At 47.6% G+C, this 16,863-nt stretch carries 19 protein-coding genes; 14 read left to right on the top strand and 5 right to left on the bottom strand.

The window, feature by feature from the left end; all coding sequences use genetic code 11:
• Positions 1-25 precede the first annotated feature (25 nt).
• Complete coding sequence (locus CDO84_RS18970; RefSeq protein ID WP_040081382.1) at positions 26-856, top strand: NAD(P)H-hydrate dehydratase; 831 nt, start codon at positions 26-28, stop codon at positions 854-856.
• A 13-nt stretch (positions 857-869) separates the two neighbouring features.
• Here the strand turns inward: CDO84_RS18970 and CDO84_RS18965 are convergent, their stop codons facing one another.
• Complete coding sequence (locus tag CDO84_RS18965) at positions 870-2,243, bottom strand: cytosine permease (protein ID WP_040081383.1); 1,374 nt, start codon at positions 2,241-2,243, stop codon at positions 870-872.
• Between the two features lie 212 nt (positions 2,244-2,455).
• Here CDO84_RS18965 and sigY point away from each other — a divergent pair, with 212 nt between their 5' ends.
• The 6 genes from sigY to CDO84_RS18935 are packed head-to-tail and all read left to right on the top strand — an operon-like array spanning position 2,456 to position 5,359.
• Entirely contained in the window at positions 2,456-2,992 is a 537-nt protein-coding gene (gene sigY, locus CDO84_RS18960) for an RNA polymerase sigma factor SigY (protein ID WP_014665908.1), read from the top strand.
• On the top strand, positions 2,985-3,305 hold the full coding sequence (locus CDO84_RS18955; protein ID WP_040081385.1) for a YxlC family protein: 321 nt from the start codon (positions 2,985-2,987) through the stop codon (positions 3,303-3,305). The genes sigY and CDO84_RS18955 overlap by 8 nt, the downstream gene beginning before the upstream one ends.
• Positions 3,302-3,508: a sigma Y negative regulator YxlD gene (gene yxlD, locus CDO84_RS18950; RefSeq protein WP_040081386.1), complete on the top strand. Its 207-nt coding sequence runs from the start codon at positions 3,302-3,304 to the stop codon at positions 3,506-3,508. The genes CDO84_RS18955 and yxlD overlap by 4 nt, the downstream gene beginning before the upstream one ends.
• The gene (gene yxlE, locus CDO84_RS18945) at positions 3,505-3,693 is read left to right on the top strand and encodes a sigma Y negative regulator YxlE (RefSeq protein WP_003227293.1); all 189 of its coding nucleotides are present in this window, start codon (positions 3,505-3,507) and stop codon (positions 3,691-3,693) included. The genes yxlD and yxlE overlap by 4 nt, the downstream gene beginning before the upstream one ends.
• A gap of 5 nt (positions 3,694-3,698) precedes the next feature.
• Complete coding sequence (locus CDO84_RS18940; RefSeq protein WP_040081388.1) at positions 3,699-4,586, top strand: ABC transporter ATP-binding protein; 888 nt, start codon at positions 3,699-3,701, stop codon at positions 4,584-4,586.
• Positions 4,583-5,359, top strand: coding sequence for an ABC transporter permease (locus CDO84_RS18935; RefSeq protein WP_040081390.1), 777 nt, complete (start codon positions 4,583-4,585; stop codon positions 5,357-5,359). Before CDO84_RS18940 ends, CDO84_RS18935 begins: the two co-directional genes overlap by 4 nt.
• Here CDO84_RS18935 and CDO84_RS18930 read toward each other — a convergent pair.
• A complete protein-coding gene (locus CDO84_RS18930) occupies positions 5,356-6,558 on the bottom strand; it encodes an MFS transporter (protein WP_040081391.1) in 1,203 nt (400 codons plus the stop codon). The two genes, CDO84_RS18935 and CDO84_RS18930, sit on opposite strands and share 4 nt — an antisense overlap.
• Positions 6,559-6,659: 101 nt before the next feature.
• A complete protein-coding gene (katX, locus tag CDO84_RS18925; RefSeq protein WP_040081393.1) occupies positions 6,660-8,303 on the bottom strand; it encodes a catalase KatX in 1,644 nt (547 codons plus the stop codon).
• A 129-nt stretch (positions 8,304-8,432) separates the two neighbouring features.
• Here katX and CDO84_RS18920 point away from each other — a divergent pair, with 129 nt between their 5' ends.
• The 7 genes from CDO84_RS18920 (at position 8,433) to licH (ending at position 14,784) form a co-directional block, all read left to right on the top strand.
• A complete protein-coding gene (locus CDO84_RS18920; protein WP_040081394.1) occupies positions 8,433-9,023 on the top strand; it encodes a DNA-3-methyladenine glycosylase in 591 nt (196 codons plus the stop codon).
• A 28-nt stretch (positions 9,024-9,051) separates the two neighbouring features.
• Positions 9,052-9,210, top strand: a complete 159-nt coding sequence (locus tag CDO84_RS18915; protein ID WP_052438130.1) for a hypothetical protein — start codon at positions 9,052-9,054, stop codon at positions 9,208-9,210.
• 161 nt (positions 9,211-9,371) lie between these two features.
• On the top strand, positions 9,372-11,297 hold the full coding sequence (gene licR, locus CDO84_RS18910; RefSeq protein WP_040081395.1) for a transcriptional regulator LicR: 1,926 nt from the start codon (positions 9,372-9,374) through the stop codon (positions 11,295-11,297).
• A gap of 128 nt (positions 11,298-11,425) precedes the next feature.
• Entirely contained in the window at positions 11,426-11,734 is a 309-nt protein-coding gene (licB, locus tag CDO84_RS18905) for a PTS lichenan transporter subunit IIB (protein WP_040081396.1), read from the top strand.
• A gap of 15 nt (positions 11,735-11,749) precedes the next feature.
• Positions 11,750-13,108 carry a PTS lichenan transporter subunit IIC gene (licC, locus tag CDO84_RS18900; protein ID WP_014665896.1) on the top strand — a complete coding sequence of 453 codons (1,359 nt, stop codon included), beginning with the start codon at positions 11,750-11,752 and terminating at the stop codon, positions 13,106-13,108.
• 18 nt (positions 13,109-13,126) lie between these two features.
• Complete coding sequence (gene licA / locus CDO84_RS18895) at positions 13,127-13,459, top strand: PTS lichenan transporter subunit IIA (protein ID WP_040081398.1); 333 nt, start codon at positions 13,127-13,129, stop codon at positions 13,457-13,459.
• Entirely contained in the window at positions 13,456-14,784 is a 1,329-nt protein-coding gene (licH, locus tag CDO84_RS18890; RefSeq protein ID WP_040081400.1) for a 6-phospho-beta-glucosidase LicH, read from the top strand. The genes licA and licH overlap by 4 nt, the downstream gene beginning before the upstream one ends.
• Positions 14,785-14,817: 33 nt before the next feature.
• Here licH and CDO84_RS18885 read toward each other — a convergent pair whose 3' ends face one another.
• Both CDO84_RS18885 and CDO84_RS18880 read right to left on the bottom strand, forming a co-directional pair.
• Positions 14,818-15,909 carry a branched-chain amino acid aminotransferase gene (locus CDO84_RS18885; RefSeq protein ID WP_040081401.1) on the bottom strand — a complete coding sequence of 364 codons (1,092 nt, stop codon included), beginning with the start codon at positions 15,907-15,909 and terminating at the stop codon, positions 14,818-14,820.
• Between the two features lie 140 nt (positions 15,910-16,049).
• Positions 16,050-16,808, bottom strand: coding sequence for an SDR family oxidoreductase (locus CDO84_RS18880; RefSeq protein ID WP_040081403.1), 759 nt, complete (start codon positions 16,806-16,808; stop codon positions 16,050-16,052).
• Positions 16,809-16,863 lie beyond the last annotated feature (55 nt).

Below are 16,863 nucleotides of genomic sequence, written 5' to 3'. Positions count from 1 at the left end.
AAGAGAAAGAAGAGGAGGGATAGAGATGAATGTTCCATTTTGGACGGAGGAGCATGTGAGGGCCTCGCTCCCTGAAAGAGATGCCGAGAGCCATAAAGGCACGTACGGTACGGCCTTGCTGCTGGCGGGAAGCGACGACATGCCGGGCGCGGCGCTTCTGGCGGGGCTCGGGGCGATGCGGAGCGGTCTCGGCAAGCTTGTCATCGGCACGTCTGAAAGCGTGATCCCGCTGATTGTTCCTGTTCTGCCTGAGGCGACCTATTGGCGTAACGGCTGGAAAAAAGCAGCGGAGGCTCAGCTTGAAGAGAAGTACCGGGCCATTGCCATCGGATCAGGTCTTCCGCAAACGGAAAACGTACAGCAGGCAGTCGATCATGCACTTGCGGCGGATTGCCCTGTTGTTTTGGATGCCGGAGCGTTGGCAAAGCGCACATATCCGAAACGGGAGGCGCCTGTCATCCTTACGCCGCACCCGGGCGAGTTTTCCCGCATGACAGGAGTGCCAGTGAACGAGCTGCAAAACAAAAGAGCGGAGCATGCAAAGGAGTGGGCGGCTCGGCTGCAGACTATCATTGTATTAAAAGGAAATCAAACCGTCATCGCGTTTCCTGATGGCGACTGCTGGCTCAACCCAACCGGAAACGGGTCGCTCGCCAAAGGCGGAACCGGTGACACGCTGACGGGCATGATATTGGGGATGCTCTGCTGCCATGAGGACTCAAAGCACGCCATATTAAACGCAGTCTATCTGCACGGCGCGTGCGCCGAGCTCTGGACGGACGAGCATTCCGCTCATACGCTGCTTGCTCACGAGCTTTCTGACATGCTGCCCCGCGTGTGGAAGCGATTTGAATGATAAAAAGCTGTCTTCATAGAGAAGACAGCTTTTCTTGATACCCCGCCCGTTTTTTCAAACGCGGTTTCATTAATACATAGTAAAGCACAGAAGGAACAGCCAAGCCGATAATCCATGCGATGTCTCCGCCGCCAAACATTTTGGCTAGCGGTCCGATGTAAAAGGTTGTATTGATAAACGGAATTTCCAACAAGATGGACAGAACGAACGCAATCGTGGTGATCCAATTGACCTTTCCATAAGGCCCGTTTACATCGAACATGGCTTTGACTTGATACTTTCCGTGGCGGACGAAGTAGTAATCGACTAAATTGATGGCCGTCCATGGAATTAAGAAATAACTGATGAAAAAGATAAAACTCAAAAACAGCTCCATAAAATTGCTTTGCCCCAGCAGGCTTAAGACTGTGCCGACAAGCGTGACACCCAGGATCATGGTAATTCTGACTTTGGGCGTGACTTTTAATTTCAGAAACGGCTCCAGCGTTGTTGTCGTGGACATGAAAGCTCCATACAGGTTAAAAACATTGATTGCCATTTGTCCAAATAACACAATGATCAGCATAATAAATGAGAAGGGGCCGAACAATTGGACAATCTGGCTTCCTGAGTTTGCCGTAAAGTCAGGCAGTGCAGTTGTCAGCAAAGCGCCGAGCAGCATCATCCAGATGGAGCTGACAGATGTACCTGCATAGCTGTACCAAAATGTTTTTGAAGCCGGTGTTTGTACTGGCAAATATCTTGAATAATCGGCAACATACGGCGCGTAGGCAAGCTGCCACGTCGCAACTGCGCTGACTGCCACCAAGAAAATGGGCAGATCAACTGCTCCGGGAATCCAGCTGCCTGCCGGAATAGGCAATTGAAAAATAAGAATCGTTGCAGCGAAAAACACAGCAAAAGAGGTCCAAGAAAGGATTTTTTGCATTTTGTGAATCAAATCATGGCCGAAAATGGTGAGTAAAAAACATACGGCGCTTAAGCCTATAATGCTCCATGATCCCGGGATGGGAACAAAGCTGCTTAAGGTTCCGGCCGCCAAAATCGTGCTGCTTGCGAAGAAACCAAGGTAGATAAACATGACTAAGAAGAGGGGAAGAATCGCTCCAATTACGCCGAATTGGGCACGGCTTTGAATCATTTGCGGGATGCCAAGCTGAGGGCCTTGCGCGGAATGAGACGCCATAAATATGGCACCGATTAAGGTTCCGCAAATAATAGCGGCAACACTCCAAAACAAATTAAGTCCCATTGCAACGGGAATCGTGCCGGTCACTAACGTGGTGATATGCATATTAGCCCCGAACCATACGGGAAATAAATCTTTCGCTTTACCATGTCTTTCTTCATTCGGAATATATTCAATCGTTCGCCTTTCTACTTTCAATGCATCGTCCTCCATATTGGATGTTTTTTTGAAATCGACATAAAGTCATAGCTTAACAGACTATGAGGGGGTTTACAAATAAGGATATGCAGCCAAACGGCTGGGAAGCCTGATCTGTCAATGGCTGAAAAGAATTGTAAAAAAGATGAACGCTTTTAAATCCGGTGTCGTCACATAAGGCAGAAAAACAAAAAAAGGGGGGATCGCGGCCATTGGATACACACGAAGAACAGCAGCTGATACAACAGGCGAAAGAGGGAGACGACGAAGCGTTTACAGCTCTTTTCCACTATCATTATTCTTTTTTATATAAATATTTGCTAAAACTTTCTCTTCATCCTGACCTCAGCGAGGAGCTCGTTCAGGAAACCTTTTTGAAAGGGTACATTCATTTAAGAAGCTTCCAAGGCCGTTCCAAATTCTCCACGTGGCTGATTTCTATTGCATCCAGGCTCTACCTCGATCACCAAAAAAAGAGAAAGAGAGAATGGAAACGGAATCAGGCGGTTACGGAGGAAGCAATCCGCAAGATCAAGTGGGACGTGTCAGTGAAAGGAGCAGAATGGAGCGAAACGCTCGATCTGTTTTCAAAGCTGGACCCTAAACTGCGCACGCCGGTTTTATTAAGGCATTACTACGGCTATACCTACGCCGAAATCGGGCTGATGCTGCAGATCAAGGAAGGCACGGTGAAGTCCAGAGTGCATAAAGGGCTCCAGCAAATCAGAAAGGAGTGGGACGATGAATAAAGAAAAAGTATCTCTTCATTTAAAATCAGAATTGCAGAAAATTGATGAAACAGCCAATCCCTCTATACCGAATCAAAAAGAACTGCTTTACCAGCTGTCACAAATGAAAGCTGAACGCAGAAGAAAACTGCTAAAAGAGATCATTTTATTTGTATTCTGCGCGCTGATGGTTGTGAGTGCGGCGATCCTGGCATTCACTCAAGCTCCCGCTGTGTTTATTGTACTTCAGGTTTGTGTGCTTGCTACCCTGCCGATTTTGATTGTGACCGAGAAAAAAAGACAGCTCGGGGAATGCGAGGTGGAGCGCCGATGACACAAACAGAAATTGTCATCACGGTTGCGGCTTATCTCATCGTATTGGCGCAGGGAATCTTTTTATTTATTGATGCGAAAAAACGAAATCGCATGGCATGGGTTTGGGGGATTGTCGGACTGATTACAGCCCCGATGCCGCTGATTTGTTATTACTTATTTGTCATTAGGCCGGATCGGAAGAAAAGGGGGATCAAGCAATGAATATTTCTTGGGAAATGATTTTGCCGCTGATTGTATTACAGTTGGCTTTGGCGGTGTTTGCTCTCATCAGCTGCATAAAAGAAGAGCGGACAAACGGGCCAAAGTGGATGTGGGCTGCAATCATCGTATGTATCAATATTATCGGGCCGATTTTATTTTTCACCGTCGGCAGAAAGCAAAGGTGAATGGCATGCTGTCTATTGAGTCATTATGCAAAACATATCGGCATCATGAAGCTGTAAAGAATGTCAGTTTTCACGTGAATGAAAATGAGTGTGTCGCACTATTAGGACCTAATGGAGCCGGCAAAACCACGACTCTGCAAATGCTGGCCGGACTGCTTTGGCCAACCTCCGGAAACATTAAGCTGTTAGGAGAAAAAAAGCTGGATCGGCGTTTGATTGGGTACCTCCCGCAGTATCCTGCTTTTTATTCGTGGATGACCGCAAATGAATTTTTAATATTTGCCGGGCGACTATCCGGTCTTCCAAAGAAAAAGTGCCAAGAGGAGATCGGTGAGATGCTGGAATTTGTCGGTTTGCACGAAGCGGCACACAAAAGGATCGGGGGCTATTCAGGAGGCATGAAACAAAGACTCGGTCTGGCACAGGCACTGCTCCATAAACCGAAGCTTTTGATATTGGATGAACCGGTGTCTGCACTTGATCCGACAGGACGGTTCGAGGTGCTGGACATGATGCGGGAGCTGAAGAAGCATATGGCCGTTCTGTTTTCAACACACGTTTTGCACGATGCAGAGCAGGTGTGTGATCGAGTGGTGATTATGAAAAACGGTGAGGTTTCATGGAAAGGTGAGCTGCAGGAGCTGAAAAAACAGCATCAAACGAACGTTTTTACCCTTACAGTGAAAGAGAAGCTGAAGGGCTGGCTTGAAGAGAAGCCTTACATCTCAGCTATTGTCTATAAGAATCAATCCCAAGCTGTTTTCGAGCTGCCTGATATACACGCTGGCCGGTCCTTATTAAGTGATTGTATCCGGAAGGGATTGACCGTCACCCGTTTTGAACAGAAAACCGAGTCTCTCGAAGACGTCTACCTCAAGGTGGTGCACGCATGAAGGTAATGATAGCGCTATTGCAGAAGGAATGGCTGGAAGGATGGAAAAGCGGCAAGCTGGTTTGGCTGCCGATTGCGATGATGATCGTCGGGCTGACACAGCCGCTGACCATTTATTATATGCCGGACATCATCGCACATGGAGGAAACCTTCCTGATGGCATGAAAATCAGTTTTACGGTGCCCTCCGGGTCTGAAGTGATGGTCAGCACGCTTTCTCAATTCAACACGCTTGGCATGGCTCTGATCATCTTTAGCGTGATGGGCTGTGTAGCCAATGAAAGGAATCAAGGGGTAACGGCGCTGATCATGTCACGGCCTGTGACGGCAGCCCATTATATCGTGAGTAAATGGCTCACCCAAAGTGTGATCGGCATTCTGTCGTTCGCAGCTGGATACGGGCTTGCTTATTATTACGTCCGGCTGCTGTTTGAGGACGCATCATTCAGCCGCTTTGCCGCAAGTCTTGGCCTTTACGCTCTTTGGGTGATATTTATTGTGACTGCCGGCCTTGCCGGAAGCACGATATTCCGGTCTCTCGGAGCAGCTGCGGCTTGCGGGATCGGCTTCACAGCAGCTGTTTCCTTTGCTGTCCCACTATTCCCAGATTATGCGAAGTGGCTTCCGGCCGAGCTTTGCAAGCAGGCGGAGCATATCCTTCTTCATGGAGAGCGTGCAGATTTTTTCGGATGGTCACTCACTTTCTCCATACTGTGCATCATGCTTCTTGCCATGTTTTCTGTGTGGCGCTTCCAGCGGTATGAAAGCTATTAACTGATCATGTTACGTTTTTGCGCGAGCATCACAAAAAAGGCGGCAAATGCCAGCGACCCGGCTCCATAAAAAACTCCCGCAAGCCCGAAAAGCTGTGCAATTTTCCCGGCAAAAAGGGGTCCGAGGAAGATGCCTAGCGCATAAAATGATTGATAAAACCCCATTACTGACATTTTTAAACGGACAGAACTGATTTCGACGACATGGCTTAGCAGCAGAGGAAAAACGAAGCCGAGCGCCAGCCCGATACAGGCGTGTGTGATGCAAACCGTGAACAATGTGGCTGAATAAGGAACATATAGCAAGCAGACCCCGGTGACAGCAAAACTAATGAGCATCACGGAGTAGGCGATAGGGCTTGTAAAGCGCAGAAACACAAAGCTTAATGTGGCGGCTGCGTGGGGGAGGAAAAAGGCGCTCATCACCCAAAGCAGCTCTGCGTCCCCCATTCCGAGCTGATTGATGTAAAGCGGCGTAAAACCAAACACTGTCATAAATAATACGGCATGAGCCGTCATAGACAAGATGGTGAAAAGCTTCAGCTTCGGCAGCCGCAATGTGTCTTGGATGTATTGTTTGACCCGGATTGTATCACCGTTCGCCGGAGGAGCAGACGGATCTTTAATAAAGCAGCAGATCACCAGACCTGCGGCAGAGGCTGCCAGCGCCATCCAAAATGGAATCTGTCTGCCTAAATGGGCTGCGGCGAGTCCGCAGAACACAATGCTGACAAACTGGGGCATGACGGTAAAAAACTGCATGATGCCCATTGCTTTTGATGCATTGCCATTATTGAAATAATGTGCGTATAAAATAGTCGCCATCACCCACATAGAAGCAGTAATTCCCGCAAACAGCCGGGCGGCCAGCACGAAGAAGAATGAATCAAACACCAGAAATAGCAGGCTGCTTAGGACGGAAAAGCCGAACCCGGCAATTAACAATTGCTTGCGCAAAGAAAACAGGATATCTGACAGAAGGCCGAGCGGGAAGCGCAGAAGAATTTGCGTGACCCCGTAGCTGCCGAGAATGATGCCGATTGCGCCGTATGAAAAGTGCAGATCCTCCAAATACAGGCTGAATACAGGCACATAAATATAGCCTGAAAACCAGAAACAAAATACCATGCATAAAAAAACGGCGTGATCTAAGGCGCCGATTGTTTTTTTCTGAGGAATCAAGTCCTGCTGTAATTCCATTGTTCTCTCCACCCCTTTCCTTCCAGTACAACACAATTATTGAAAGCGTTTCAATAGAAAAATAAAAAACAGGACTTCTAAAAAAGCCCTGTTCGCTGTTTTTAATACGGATCAGATGGATGGCTCTCCTGTTCAGCCTGCTTTGCAGCCTGTTCCGTTTCAGTTGTGCCGATCGGCCCGTTGCTGTTGTTTTCGGAAGCTTTTTTCAGCCCTTCCGCGACGCGTTTTCCATAGTCAGGATCAGCTTTTGTGAAATTCTCAATCATCTGATCCTGAATTTCTTTTCGGCACGTAGAAAGCGTATTCACCAAATTCGTAATCAATTCGTTCCGTTCAAATTCAGTAAATCTCCGGTACGTTTCCCCAGCCTGTCCGAAGTTGTTTGTTCTGTCAATTGCTTCACGCTTTACATCACCTTCGACATGAGGGGTATGGTCTTTTCCATCCTGCTTCGCTTCATTCAGCCCGCCCATAATGGATGGCTCATAGTTGACGTGCGGGTTTTGTCCTTCTGCTCTATCAACCCGATATTGCATTTGCCCGCCTTCTTGGTTGGTGGCGACATGTTTTTTCGGCGAGTTGATCGGGAGCTGCAGGTAATTTGCGCCTACACGGTAGCGCTGCGTATCAGAGTAGGCAAACGTCCGCCCTTGAAGCAGTTTGTCATCGGAAAAATCAAGACCGTCGACAAGCACCCCCGTTCCAAATGAAGCTTGCTCCACTTCCGCATGGTAGTTTTCCGGATTTTTGTTAAGCACCAATTTGCCGATCGGTTTCCATGGGAAATCGTCTTTATACCACAGTTTTGTCGGATCAAGAGGATCAAAGTCCAGTTCAGGATGTTCATCATCACTCATGATTTGGGCATACACTTCCCACTCCGGATAATCGCCATTTTCGATCGCGTCATATAAATCCTGTGTGGCATGGTTAAAGTTTTCCCCTTGGATCTCTTCTGCTTCCTTCTGTGTCAGGTTGCGGATACCCTGCTTCGGTTCGAAATGGTATTTCACGAGAACGGCCTTGCCCTCCTCATTTACCCATTTATAGGCATGTACCCCTGAACCCTGCATTTGCCGGTAGTTGGCCGGAATGCCCCAAGGCGAAAACAAGAAAGTGATCATATGCGTCGCTTCAGGAGACTGAGAAATGAAATCAAAAATACGTTCACCATCCTGGATGTTGGTCACTGGATCAGGCTGAAATGCGTGTACAAGATCCGGAAATTTCAGCGGGTCGCGGATAAAAAAGATTTTCAGGTTGTTCCCGACCAAATCCCAGTTTCCGTCTTCTGTATATAGCTTTACGGCAAAACCGCGCGGGTCTCTCAATGTTTCAGGTGAGTGTTTTCCATGATTCACAGTTGAAAAACGGACAAATGCCGGTGTTTTCTTGCCTTTTTCCTGAAAGAGCTTGGCCCGGGTGTATGTTGAAATCGGTTCGTCTCCGAAGCTTCCGTACGCTTCAAAATACCCGTGTGCACCTGCTCCCCTGGCATGAACAACGCGCTCTGGGATGCGTTCCCGGTCGAAGTGGCTGATTTTTTCGAGAAAATCATAGTTCTCAAGCGTTGTAGGCCCTCTGTTCCCGACGGTTCTCACATTTTGGTTGTCAGTAACAGGATGCCCCTGCCTATTCGTTAAGGTATCCTCTGACTCATTTTTCCCGGACGTCTTATGAGAAAGCGCATCCTCGCTGCCCCGGGCATTTGATCCGTGCTGCTTGTTATGATGATCATCTTTCAATGGGTTGACCCTCCTTTTTTGAACGGTAACAATATTCCCTGAATGGAAAGATTTTAAAACAGCCGTTTTTTTTCATCTGCTTCGGGAATGGTACAATGTACAAAAATCGGTAAAAGGAGAGGTCGATTCGTGACGAGAGAAAAAAATCCGCTGTCCATCACGTTTTATCAAAAAACCGCTCTTGAGCTTGCCCCGTCGCTTCTCGGCTGCCTTCTTGTAAAAGAAACAGACGAAGGCATAGCGTCAGGCTATATTGTGGAAACAGAGGCCTATATGGGGGCTGGGGACAGAGCGGCACACAGCTTTAACAACCGCCGGACGAAGCGGACTGAAATCATGTTTGCAGAAGCTGGGCGGGTGTATACATATGTGATGCACACCCATACATTGCTGAATGTCGTTGCCGCGGAAGAGGATGTCCCGCAAGCGGTATTAATCAGGGCGATTGAGCCGCATGAAGGCCAGCTGTTAATGGAGGAGAGAAGACCGGGCAGGAGTCCTAGGGAATGGACAAACGGTCCCGGAAAGCTCACAAAAGCGCTTGGCGTCACGATGAATGACTATGGGCGATGGATCACGGAAGAGCCGCTTTACATTGAAAAAGGGTACACACCGGAGCAGATTTCAACCGGTCCGCGCATCGGCATCGACAACAGCGGGGAGGCCCGCGATTATCCATGGCGTTTCTGGGTGACGGGAAACAGGTACGTGTCGCGTTAGCATGTTTAAGGAAGAGGCAATCAGGGGAATGGTTGAGAAAAAAGAAGGGAGAATCGAAGCTTTGAAAAAGATGATCAAAACCGTTATCAAATGGGCGCCGCTCATTTACCCGATTGTTCGAAAAATCATGAAGGATCGAAAGGCATCTAAACAAAAGAATATGTCAACATCCAGAACAGCCGGCTGACCCCGGCTGTTTTTTTATGGGTCAGTTTTCCTCTCGTCCTCCGGATGTTCATTGACTTGCCATTCTCTCCATTATAGAATTTATATACATTTCGCATCCCTTCATCATCCTTTCTGCCTATTCACTGAATCCCTGCATCTACTAGATAGGAGGTTTTTCTCATGCTTCATGGGCGACTTCGTGATATTCTGCGCTTGCTGATGGCGGCTGAAGCCCCGTTGACAAGCTCGTTTTTTGCCACGCAATTAAATGTAACGACGCGGACGGTCCGCAATGATATAAAGGAACTGCAAGGTGTACTAAGCGGCCACGGTGCCTTTGTACAATCGGTAAGAGGCTCGGGCTATAAGCTCATCATTAATGACGAGCAGACTTTTAGGGTGCTTCTGCAAGATGTGTTTCAGCAAAAAAAGGGCCTGCCGGTATTGCCGGAGGAGAGAATGGCCTATCTAATGAAACGTCTGCTGCTGGCGGATTATTACCTCAAGCTCGATGAACTGGCTGAAGAACTATTTATCTCAAAATCTACACTCCAATCGGATGTAAAGGAAGTAAAGAAACGTCTGCTGCCTTACCGCATCGTCATGGAAACACGTCCGAATTATGGCTTCAAGCTGCGCGGGGACGAGGTGCAGATGAGGTACTGTATGGCGGAGTACATCGTCGATGAAAGAGAAACGGAGATGGATGTTTTGAATGAAAAGGCTGATATCTTGCCAAAAGAAGAAATTGAGATCATCCGTTCCGCCATCCTGAAAAAAATGAGAAACGACCGCATTCCTCTGTCCAACTTGGGACTGAATAACCTCATTATCCATATCGCTATCGCCTGTAAACGGATCAGAACGGAAAACTATGTATCTCTTTTCCCTGAAGATATGGATCATATCCTGCATCAAAAAGAATACCAGGCTGCAGAAGCCATCGTAAAAGAACTGGAATCAGCGCTTGCCGTTACGTTTCCGAAAGACGAGACAGCGTACATCACCATGCATCTCCTTGGCACAAAACGAATGACACAACCACAATGCGGAGAGGACACATTTTCAATAGAAGAAGAAACCGATCAGCTGACATTTGCCATGATCAAAGCCGTTGATCGTGAACTGAAGCTCGGCATTCTGCATGACAAAGAGCTGAAAATCGGATTGGCCCTGCATGTGAAGCCGGCGATCAGCCGCAACCGATATGGCATGAATCTTCGAAATCCGATGCTGGCAGCGATCAAGGAACATTACCCGCTCGCTTTTGAAGCTGGGATCATTGCGGGGTTGGTGATAAAGGAACAAACAGGCATCGACATTCATGAAAACGAAATTGGATATTTGGCTCTCCACTTTGGCGCCGCGATTGAACGAAAAAAAACAGAAAGCCCGCCGAAACGCTGTATCATTGTATGCGCTTCGGGTGCCGGAAGCGCCCAGCTTCTGCGCGAAAAACTCCGTTCCCATTTCGGCAATCGGCTCGATATTCTTGGAACGGCTGAGTATTACAGTCTTGACCAAATATCCTATGAATCCATTGATTTTGTCATCAGCACCATTCCGATGAAAAAAGAGCTCCCTGTACCCGTACTGAAGGTTAACACACTTTTAGGCGGAACTGACTTTACAAAAATAGAATCCATTCTAAGTGATGAAAAGGAAAAAGCAGACCGCTATCTAAGAAAGGAACTCGTTTTTTTTCAGGAGAATTTGCGCACAAAAGAAGAAGTGATTCAATTTTTAGGGCAGAAAGCGGTCGAATGCGGCTATGCAGATGAAGAAATCATAGATTCCATTTTTGAAAGAGAAGACATGTCGCCAACGTGCTTTGGCAATCTAGTTGCCATCCCGCACCCGCTCGTTCCGCAGACAAAAACTACGTTTTGGGCCGTTTGTACGCTCAAAAAACCGATCGATTGGGAGAATCAGCGTGTTCAATTTGTCTGTCTGCTTTGTGTCGAGAAGGAGAACACAACGGATTTGCAAAGCATGTATAAACTTCTGGGCAGCATTTTGGATGACCCGGCGGCGGTGAACCAGCTGATCAAATGCCGTTCGTATCAAGAGCTTTCGGATGTGTTTGACCAAAAAAAGCTGGGCTGACAGCCTGTATATACCTTTTTTCCGTTTCCTGCGGAAAAACCTTGAGTGTTTATGAAAGCGATTTCATAATATGATGATAGCAACAGCAGGATATAACAAGATTGATCAAACTCTAGGGGGTCTTTTACATGAATATATTACTCGTTTGTGCAGCAGGCATGTCTACTAGCTTACTGGTGAGCAAGATGGAAAAAAGTGCGAAGGAACAAGGAAAAGACTATACCATTTGGGCAGTTTCAGGCGATTCTGTACAAAATCATATCGATAAAGCGGATGTACTGCTTCTCGGGCCGCAAGTCCGTTATATGCTTCCGCAGCTCAAAAAATTAGGAGAGTCAAAGGGGGTTCCGGTAGACGTCATTAATACCGTCCATTATGGCACTTGCAACGGGGCAGAAGTGCTGAAATCAGCTGAACAGCTTGGAAATGTGTCATAGAAAGGGGCGGGCTATGTGAATAAAGTCAATCAGATCTTAGAAGAAAAGGTCATGCCTATAGCAGGAAGAATTGCAGGACAGCGTCATTTGCAGGCGCTGCGTGATGGTATCATCCTCACGATGCCACTGATTATCATCGGCTCCTTTTTCCTTATCATCGGCAATCTCCCAATCCCGGGGTATGCTGAGTTTATGGCAAAAACGTTTGGCAGCTCCTGGTCTGAAAAACTGGCCTACCCAGTTGACGCCACCTTTGAAATTATGGGGCTAGTCGCCGCGTTCGGCATCGCCTACCGGCTCGCCGAGAAATACGGCGTCGATGCTTTGTCGGCCGGAGCCATTTCCCTTGCGGCATTTTTATTAGCAACACCTTATCAAGTGCCGTTTACACCGGATGGAGCGACGAAAGAAATCATGGTCGGCGGCGGGATTCCGCTTTCGCTCATGGGAAGCAAAGGCCTGTTTGTCGCCATGATTATCGCGATGGTGTCCACAGAGATTTACCGCCTCATTATCCAGCGCAATTTAGTCTTCAAAATGCCGGACGGCGTTCCGCCGGCGGTAAGCAAGTCATTTGTCGCTTTAATTCCTGGCTTTGCCGTCATCTTTCTGATTTGGGCAGCCCGGCTGGCAGTTGAAGCGACACCGTTTGAAAGCCTTCATAATATTGTAAGCGTTTTACTGGGGACTCCGCTTTCCATTCTTGGAGGAAGTCTTGGAGGAAGCCTTGTCGCCGAAGCCGTCAAAATGCTTTTATGGGCCTGCGGACTTCACGGCGCCAATATTGTCGGCGGCGTCATGGCACCGATTTGGTACGGTGCAATGGATGCCAACCGAATTGCGTTCCAAGCAGGAGAGGAGCTTCCTAAGATTTTCACCCAGCAATTTTTCGATATCTGGGTCAATATCGGCGGAAGCGGCGCGACATTGGCACTGGTTGTCACGATGTTCCTGCGTGCCCGAAGCAAACAAATGAAACAGCTCGGAAAACTTGCGATCGGCCCGGCCATCTTCAATATTAACGAACCGATTATATTCGGAATGCCGATCGTCATGAACCCAATGCTCTTACTTCCGTTTATCATCACGCCGCTTGTCACAGTGACACTCACGTACATCGGAATGAGCACCGGCCTTGTCGCCAAACCGGCGGGTATCGCAGTGCCGTGGACCATGCCGCCGATCTTTTCAGGCTACTTGGCGACAGGAGGAAAAGTCTCAGGCGCGGTCATGCAAGCCATTAATATCGCCGTATCCTTTGTTGTCTACTACCCATTCTTCAGAATGTGGGATAAGCAGAAGCTGAAAGAAGAAAACGATCTCGAGCTGGTTCAAACACCTGCTGCATCAGATGACAAGGAAGCGGCTCTGTAGAGAAAGGAAGTGAATCGCGTGAATGAGAAAATGGAACAAATCATTTTTCAAATTATCCTTCACGGAGGAAACGGAAGGAGCTCCGCAATGGAGGCCATTGCCGCAGCGAAAAGCGGTGACGCAGAAGAAGCGCGGAAAAAGCTTCAAGACGCTGCTGAAGAATTGTCAAAAGCCCATCACTATCAGACAGAGCTGATCCAAAATGAAGCAGGCGGAGATAAGACGGAAATGACGCTTCTGATGGTTCATGCACAGGATCATTTAATGAATGCGATGACAGTGAAGGATATGGCTGCAGAGATCATTGAGTTATATGAAAAAATCACCGAGCAAAGGGGAGCAAGCATATGACAAAAGGATTGAAGATTGTAACGATTGGCGGAGGTTCAAGCTATACGCCCGAGCTAGTGGAAGGGTTCATTAAACGGTATGATGAGCTGCCTGTGCGTGAATTATGGCTCGTCGATATCCCTGAGGGCGAAGAAAAGCTGAATATTGTCGGCACACTCGCCAAACGGATGGTTGAAAAAGCAGGCGTCCCGATCGACATTCATCTTACGCTCGATCGGAGAAAAGCGCTGAAAGACGCAGACTTTGTCACGACTCAATTCCGTGTCGGACTTTTGCAGGCAAGAGCAAAGGATGAGCGCATTCCACTAAAATACGGAGTAATTGGCCAGGAAACAAACGGTCCGGGAGGCCTGTTTAAAGGATTACGCACGATTCCGGTCATCCTTGAGATCGCAAAGGATATAGAAGAGCTCTGCCCGAACGCTTGGCTTGTTAACTTCACAAACCCTGCCGGCATGGTAACAGAAGCCTTGCTTCGCTACTCCAACCTGAAGAAAGTCGTCGGTCTTTGTAATGTTCCAATCGGCATTAAAATGGGCGTAGCCAAAGCGCTTGATGTAGATGTGGACCGCGTAGAAGTCCAATTCGCCGGACTGAATCATATGGTGTTCGGGCTGGATGTTTTCTTGGACGGCGTAAGTGTGAAAGAGCAAGTCATCGAGGCGATGGGTGACCCGAAAAACGCGATGACGATGAAAAATATCTCAGGCGCCGAATGGGAACCGGATTTCTTAAAAGCGCTCAATGTGATCCCTTGCGGCTATCACCGTTACTATTTCAAAACAAAAGAAATGCTGGAGCACGAACTGGAAGCATCACAAACGGAGGGCACCCGCGCTGAAGTCGTGCAAAAGGTCGAAAAAGAGCTGTTTGAGCTCTATAAAGATCCGAACCTTGCGATCAAACCGCCGCAGCTGGAAAAACGGGGCGGAGCTTACTACAGTGATGCAGCATGTAACCTAATCAGCTCCATTTACAATGATAAACATGACATTCAGCCGGTGAACACGATCAATAATGGTGCAATAGCGAGCATTCCAGACGATTCCGCAGTTGAAGTGAACTGTGTGATGACGAAAACAGGCCCTAAGCCAATTGCTGTCGGCGACTTGCCGGTGTCTGTCCGAGGCCTCGTCCAGCAAATCAAATCCTTTGAGCGTGTCGCGGCAGAAGCGGCAGTTACAGGTGACTATCAAACCGCCCTCCTTGCCATGACGATTAACCCGCTTGTCCCGTCCGATACTGTGGCCAAACAGATTTTAGACGACATGCTGGAGGCGCACAAAGCGTATCTGCCGCAGTTCTTCAACAAAATTGAAGCGTAAAAAAAGCCGGCCTGTAATGGGCCGGCTTTTTTCTTACTTGCTTTCAGTCAGTGCTGCAACTTCGGTCGTCCATCCGAATTCGTCTGTGACAGCGCCTTTTTGAATGCCTGTAATCGTGTCATATAGTTTTTTTGCGATTTCCCCTGTTTCACCATTGTTAATTGACAGTGTTTCACCCTGCCAAATCAGCTCGCCGACTGGCGAAATAACGGCTGCTGTACCTGTTCCGAAGGCTTCTTCCAGGATGCCGTCTTTATGGGCTTGGATGACCTCGTCGATCGCAATTTTTCGTTCTGAAACAGGAAAGCCCCAGTGCTTAAGCAAGGTAATGACAGAATTGCGCGTAATGCCTTCCAGGATGCTGCCGTTCAGCATCGGTGTTACGATTTCACCATTGATTTTGAAGAAAATGTTCATGCTTCCGACTTCTTCGATGTATTTCTTTTCGATTCCGTCCAGCCAAAGCACTTGTGAAAATCCTTTCTCTTCGGCTACCTGCTGCGCTTTTAAGCTTGAAGCGTAGTTCCCTGCGGTTTTGGCATTTCCTGTTCCGCCTTTTACCGCACGGACAAATTCACTTTCAACAGCGATTTTGACAGGCTTAATGCCTTCTTTGTAATAAGAGCCGACCGGAGAAAGAATGATCAAGAGCTTATACGTGTGAGATGCCGCAACACCAAGAAAAGGCTCGGTTGCGATGATGAACGGACGGATATAAAGGGATGTGCCTTCCGCATTTGGAATCCAGTCTTTATCAATTGCGACAAGCTGCTTTAAGCCTTCAAGAACCTGTTCTTCATCAATTTGTGGGATGCAGAGGCGGTCGTTTGATTGATTCAGGCGTTCCATATTTTTTTCCGGTCTGAAAAGCAGAACATGGTCATCCTCTGACACGTAAGCCTTTAACCCTTCAAACACGGTTTGGCCGTAGTGATAGACCATTGCGGCCGGATCCATTGATAAGGGTTGATAAGGAATGATTCTTGGATCGTACCAACCTTTATCTGCCGCATAGTCCATTACAAACATGTGGTCTGTAAACACTCTTCCGAACGAAAGCTGATTTGGGTCTGGTTTCGGTTTTTTTGTTGATGTCAATTCAACGCGAATCGTTTGTTTAGTCATGGTCAATCTCCCTGCTGTTAAATTGTTTATATTATCAAACTTATTTGAAAATAATTATATTCTATTGTATACCTTCAACAAATAATCGCAATAGGTTTGCTCAAATTTGTAAGAAATTCATATGAAAAAAGCAGGAGAAATTAATTCTCCTGCGAGTTCATTTGCTCGAATACCCTGTCATAATCGGCGCGAGTGGCATTTCGAAGACCTTCAACACGTTCATTTGTAATCTCTTGTTTGCCTTCCTTCAAGCCATCCAAGAAATATTGAACATATTCTTCAGTTGAAATGCCCCGGTACGTCAGGCCTTGTTTATCGCGCGATTTTTGGTTTAAGCCCGTGTCCACCATAGGAGGCGCCATTTCAATCACTTCCACGCTTGTATCGCGAAGCTGGTGTCTGAGCGTAAGCGAGAACGAGTGAAGTGCCGCTTTTGTTGCACAGTACACCGGATAAACAGCTAATGGGTTAAACGCAAGCCCGGATGTAACCTGCACGATTGCCGCCTCGGGCTGCTTCATCAAATGAGGCGTAAAAAGGGCGGATAAATGGACAGGCGCTTGGAAATTAAGTTCAATTTCGTCTCCGTCCACAAAAAGCTCCTCTGTCCCTTTTTTAAAGTCAATTTCCTTTTGAATGCCGGCGTTGTTGACGAGAACATTCAGGGCCGGAAATTCCTTTAGCGCCCATTCAAACAATGCTTCCCGCTGCGACCGGTCTGCAACATCACATTGCTTGGTATGGATGTTTGGGAGCTGCTGCTTCGCTTCTGCAAGACGTGCTTCGCTGCGTCCGCAAATGATAACTTCATTGCCGAGCTCCAGCAGGCGCTTGGCCAGTTCAAGCCCGATGCCAGCAGAACCCCCTGTGATTAAAACCGTATTGCCTGTCATCTTCATGGATATAACACCTCTTATTCAGTTGGCTGTGATTTCTTTACTATTTCAAATCTTA

This window comes from Bacillus sp. MD-5, assembly GCF_002201875.1.
Classification (GTDB): Bacteria; Bacillota; Bacilli; order Bacillales; family Bacillaceae; genus Bacillus; species Bacillus stercoris.
Note: the sequence above shows the minus strand (reverse complement) of the source record. Positions and strands in the feature narration are given on the sequence as shown.